The 5311-nt window shown below is 69.5% G+C and carries 4 protein-coding genes; 2 read left to right on the top strand and 2 right to left on the bottom strand.

Going from position 1 to position 5311, the window contains the following annotated elements:
* Positions 1-1300: hypothetical protein (locus VF697_RS20115; protein WP_331097367.1), on the bottom strand; the 1300-nt coding region annotated here is incomplete at its 3' end.
* 251 nt (positions 1301-1551) lie between these two features.
* On the opposite strand from VF697_RS20115, the gene VF697_RS20110 reads away from it, so the two are divergent.
* Together VF697_RS20110 and VF697_RS20105 are read left to right on the top strand one after the other, a co-directional pair.
* Positions 1552-2955: a hypothetical protein gene (locus VF697_RS20110; protein ID WP_331097366.1), complete on the top strand. Its 1404-nt coding sequence runs from the start codon at positions 1552-1554 to the stop codon at positions 2953-2955.
* A gap of 46 nt (positions 2956-3001) precedes the next feature.
* Positions 3002-3280, top strand: coding sequence for a PH domain-containing protein (locus VF697_RS20105; protein WP_331097365.1), 279 nt, complete (start codon positions 3002-3004; stop codon positions 3278-3280).
* Between the two features lie 189 nt (positions 3281-3469).
* Here VF697_RS20105 and VF697_RS20100 read toward each other — a convergent pair.
* The coding region (locus VF697_RS20100; RefSeq protein ID WP_331097364.1) for a sensor histidine kinase at positions 3470-5311 on the bottom strand (1842 nt) is incomplete at its 5' end.

Genomic DNA, 5311 nt, shown 5'->3' with positions numbered 1-5311 from the left:
GCGGCTCGCTGCGCGGTCCCACCACGGTGACGCTCAGCGTGGCCGAGCCTCCCCGGGACGAGCCCACCCTCACCGAGGGCGGTGCCACGCTCACGCCAGCCACCACGAGCGAGCCCGCGGTGAGCGGCCCCCAGCCCTCGGCCGTGAGGACGGGCGGTTCCACCTCGTCGCTCGAGCGCGCGGCGATGCGCAGCTCCCGGGTGGCGGTGTCGTATTCCGCCCGGCCGATGCTCACGAGGTCCACCGGCTTGACGGACACCGCCATGTCCGGCTCGTCCGAGACGTTGACGACGTCGATGGAGGCCGGCACGGCGGCGCTCTCCTGCCCGAGCCGCGCGAAGTACTGCCCCGCCGTGTTCCCCGCCAGCGGCGTGGTGCGGACGCCCGCGCCGCGCACGTGGAGGGTCTGCCCCGGCTGGGAGAAGGCGAATACGTCGACCAGGGCGCCGGTGGCCGGTGTGCGCGAGTACGTCGCCCGCACCATCCCGACGCCCGCGCGGGTGGCCCGCTTGCCCATCAGGGAGAAGAGGTTCGTCTGGATGCAGTCCGTGCTGGGGGGGCGGCACAGGAAGGGCGAACCCGGCGCGCCGACACCCGGCCCCTCGATGCGGAAGACGTTGGTGCCAAAGGGGCTGCCGGTGATGACGTGCGGCACGTCGGGGTTGCCGAGATAGCCCGGGGGCGCGGAGGACAGCGGTGCCCAGGTGAGGAAGGGGCCCACGCGGCTCTTGAGCGCCTCGGCGAAGTCGGGACCGCCGATGTCCTCGGTGAAGTTGATGCCGCGCTCCGCGTCCTCCCCCGCCTCCACGGTGAAGACATCCACGCCGTAGGGGTGGGTGACGCGGTAGGTGGAGCCCGGCCTCAGGTTGTCCACCCGGATACGGATGCGCCCGAAGCTGATCTGGTCTCCGGCGATGACCTCGTCCCGGGCGAACGCCGCCTCCAGGGCCAGCGTCAGGCGCGCTCGGCCTCCGCCGGCCGTGCCCATCTCCGCGCTGGCCAGCATCCAGAAGGCCTCGTGGGGGAAGTTGCCCGGCACCGTCAGCGGTGCATCCGGCTGGGGCACGTCTCCGGCCGCGAAGCCGCACAGCGGGTTGCGCGGCTCCAGGCATGGCTCGGTGCTCACGCCATTGGCGTCCCGGTACCACACCGGAAAGCCATTGCTCGGGTCGATGGGTCCCACCGTCGTCAGGTGGCTGCCTCCCGGATGCGCGGCGTGCGCCCCCAGCCCCATGCCCAGCACCCCAAGCGTCACCAGGGCCACCCACGCCCGCACAGGACGCTTCTCCGCTCGCGCCATCCATCCCCCCTCGTGGACGCTCCCGCCCAGGTCGGCGGGGAAATAGGGACATTGCCGGGCGGCGCCAAGGGTCCGGCGCACCCGCGACGGGAAGTGGGCAGTGCGAGGGGAGCGGATGCTCGGGGGTGAGCATCCCTCTTGTCCCGGAGGGTAGAAGAAGGCTGTGTAGGCAGGTGCGGGTGTTGGCGTACCTGACGGATCCAAAGGAGCGCGCGGCGTATAGGATGAGCGGACTTCCGCCGAGCCCCTCCATGTCCGCCTCAGCTCTCCCCCACTGCCAATTCCACCCCAGCGCCGCCGCCGGCTGGTTCTGCCCGGCCTGCAACGCGAACCTCTGCCCCGGTTGCGCCATCCTCGAGGTGCTCGAGTCGGAGGCCTTCACCGAGCTGCTCTCCTGCGGCCGCTGTGGCGGAGCGGCGGAGGTGCTGAAGGTGCACCGCTCGCAGTCCTCCTTCGGCAAGCAGCTCCTGGGGGCATGGCGCTATCCCCTGAAGAAATCGGGGCTGCTCGCCCTGCTCGCGGTGGGCGCGGTGGTGGCGTTGTCCCGAGCCGTGTTCAACTTCCTCCCCTTTCTGCCCGGGGTCGTGTTCCTCGCCGTGTGGTTGGGCAGCTTCTGGGGGGCGCTCTTCTGGATCGTCCGCAGCACCGCCCTGGGCGCCGAGCACTTCACCGCGCCCGACTTCCACAACATCTTCCACGACCTGGTGGACCCCGCCATCCGGGGCGTGATGGCCACCCTGCTGATCTGGGTCCCCGCCGTCATCTTCTTCGCGCGCAACGGCGACACACGGGGCGCGACGTTCTGGCTGATGGTGCTCATCACCCTGCTCTACGCGCCCCTGGCCCTGCTGTTCGCGGCCACCGGTCAGAGCAAGCGGTCCCTGCTCAACCCCATCAAGGTCGTGGACGTCGGCATGCGCCTGGGCCGTCCCTATCTGATGGTCGTGGCCTGGATGGTGCCGCTCTCCCTCGTGGGCATGATCCTGCTGGCGGTGGATGAAGGGCTCTCCTCGCTGCCCGTGCCCCTGGTGGCGTCGCTGTTGGGCGAGGCCATCTCCCTGTACGTCCCGTTCGTGGTGGCGCGCATGCTCGGGCTGCTGCTGTACACGCACGGGGACCGGGTGGGCTACGGGATGGCCTCGGAGTTCTTCGAGCCGGCGCTGCCCGGCGTGAAGCCCCGGGGGAAGAAGCGCGCCGCGCGGGTGACCGCCCAGGAAGGGCGCGAGGCCGCCCGCCCAGCGCTCCAGCAGCGCTTCATCGAGTTGGAGCCGGAGCCGGCCCCCGCGGCCCCGCCAGAGCCCCTGGAGACCCAACTGGTGCGAGCGGTGGAGACGAACGCGTTGGACCAGGCGCTCGCCCTCTACCGGAAGCTCCCCGAGCGCCTGCCGCCTCTGCCCGCCGCCTGTCACCTCGCGGTGGGCCAGAAGGCCGCGACGGTGGGCGACTACCCCCTGGCCGTGCGGGCCTTGAAGCAGGTGGCCCAGCACAGCCCGGAGGATACGCTCGCGCCCAGGTCGTGCGTGATCCTCGCGCGGCTGTACGGCGAGCGACTCGGGGACACGGCGAGCGCGCAGAAGCTCTACCGGCACGTGGTGGGCCGCTACCCGGGAACGGACGCGGCCCGGTTCGCGCAGTCCCGGCTGCCGCCCACCTGAAGGTGTCCTGCGTGCCGTAGCCCTGGCGAGGTACGCTTCCCGGACGATGGCCCCAGCCTCCCCTCCTCCTTTTGATCCGCGCGGCCTCACCCGGCCCGCTCCCGTGTTGTTGCGCTACTACACCCTCGTGTCGCTGGCCGCGCTGGCGGCGTTCCCGATCGTCTGGCTCGTGAGCTTCTTCCGGTACGAGACGCTCAAATACGCGTTCGGCGAGGACGGCGTCTCCATGAGCTGGGGCATCCTGTTCCGGCGGGAGATCCACCTCACCTACCGGCGCATCCAGGACATCCACGTCACCCGCAACATCCTCGGCGGGGCTCGGTGACGAGCACGATACCGCGCTGGACCCGGCCGTCTCGCCCGCGGTCTGGTCCTCCGCGCACCTGGAGGCCCTGCGGGAGATCGCCGCCCACGTGGCGCGGCTGCGCGCCCGCTCGTGAGGAACGGCAGTCCTTGTGGATGGCCAGGGAGTCGTCGATGACCAGGAGGCGTCGTCTCTGGGTGTCCGCCAGGCTCAAGACGTCCCCTCGATGGGTTGATAGGGCAGTTCCAGCGTGAACGTGGCGCCCTGCCCGGGTCCGTCACTCTGGACCATCAGGCTCCCCCCCAGTTCCTGGGCCGCCACGGCACTGGAGTGCAGGCCGAAGCCGTGCCCATCCGCCCGGGTGGTGAAGCCGTATTGGAAGATGCGCGTGAGCATCTCCTGGGAGATGCCCATGCCCTTGTCCTGGAGCTCGATGCGAACCCGGTCGGAGACAGGCAGATCCAACCTCACGGTCAGGATGCGCTGCTCCATGGGCGTCTCATCCATGGCGTATTTGGCGTTGCTGATGAGGTTGACCAGGATCATCAGCACCTTGTGCTTGTCCGTCATCACGGGAGGCAGGGAGCGGAGCTGCCGCACCTCCTTCACGTGGTGACGGGTGAGCGCGGCCGCGTTGATGCGCAGCGCGTCGTCCACCAGCGCTGCCAGGTGGACGGGCTCGTTCATCCGGGGGGTTCGCGCATGGGTCTGCTGGACCTTGACGATGTCGCCGATGTGCTCCGTGTACCGGCCTACATCCTCCAGCAGGGTGAGGATCTCCTGGCGCTCCTTCAGCAGGTTCTGCCCCAGCTTGCCCAGGAAGGGCATGACGTTGCGCCCGCGCTCGTCCTGGGTGAGGAAGGTCGCGAGGTCCGCTCGGCGCTCGTCGAGCAGGGTGGCCACCTTGCTCACCTGCTCCAACCGCAGCTCGCTCACCCTCTCCCGTGCCAGCTGGGAGGCGGTGTAGACGCTGTTGAGCACGTTGCCCACGTTGTGCAGCACGTTGGTGGCGATCTCCGCCATGCCCGCCTGCCGCGCTGATTGCAGCAGCTGCCCGTGGACCGTCTTCAGCTCCCGGGTCCGCTCCTCGACGCGTTGCTCCAGTCCCTCATTGGATTGTCGCAGCTGCTCCTCACGCTGCTGGACCTGGTCCGCCATGGTCCGGAAGGCGCCCGCCAGGGTCCCCAGCTCGTCCTGGCGCGAGGTGTCCAGCTCCACCTGGAAATCACCGGCCGCCACCCGATGGGTGGCCTGGGTGAGCGCCAGCAGCGGCCGGGTAATCTGCTTCTGGAGCACCCAGTACATGATGACCAGCTCCAGCAGCAGCGACACCAGGCCGAACAGCAGGACATAGCGCGCCGACCGCAAGGCGGATGCGGACACCACGCGCTCGGGCAGCACCGTGACGAAGTTCCAGTCCGGCCCCTCCAGTCGGGCCACGGCGATGTACTCGCCGTATTCGGGAAGCTCCAGGATGACCTCGCCGGGTGCGCGGTTCTTCACCTTCTGGAAGAGGCTCCGCAGGTGGGCTTGCTGCTCCTCGGACGTGAGCCGTGGGGGGATTCCACCGGGCTGCGGAGTGGTGCCCAGGATGTCGTAGCCCATGGTAGCGCCCCGCATGTCCAGCGCGGGATGAGCGATGAGCTGGCCGTCATCGCGCACGAGCAGGTTGTAGACGTCGGGCAGGTGGTCGTTGATGGAGCGGGCCATCAGCTCATCCAGCGAGATGTCATGGGAGAACGACGCGACATGGCGACCGTCCATATCCAGCGGGGTGTTCGCCGTGACCAGCCAGTTCTGGGTGGGGGTGTACAGGTAGCTGCCGGTCCAGGCCGTGTGCCGCCCCGGGTTTTTCTCGGGAGTGGTGATGGTGTAGTACTCGTACCCGAGCGTCGGATCGTCCGTTGGAAGCTCCAGGGCCCAGTTGGGCCTCGTGAACCAGAACGTGATGACCGGTCCCTCCACCAGGGTGACGTAGGTGTCCGTGAAGCGGGCGGTGAAGGCGGGCCCGTACTGGGTGACGACGTCGTAGGCGGCCAGGATGCGGCGGCG

This window comes from Archangium sp., from assembly GCF_036388035.1.
Lineage (GTDB): Bacteria > Myxococcota > Myxococcia > Myxococcales > Myxococcaceae > Archangium.
The sequence above is the reverse complement of the archived record's forward strand: the minus strand, read 5'-3'. Positions and strand labels throughout refer to the sequence as shown.

What these genes read in the sequence shown, in the direction of transcription:
- VF697_RS20105 (WP_331097365.1), top strand. Translation starts at nt 3,002, where the DNA reads ATGGCCCCAGCCTCCCCTCCTCCTTTTGATCCGCGCGGCCTCACCCGG.
- VF697_RS20110 (WP_331097366.1), top strand. Translation starts at nt 1,552, where the DNA reads ATGTCCGCCTCAGCTCTCCCCCACTGCCAATTCCACCCCAGCGCCGCC.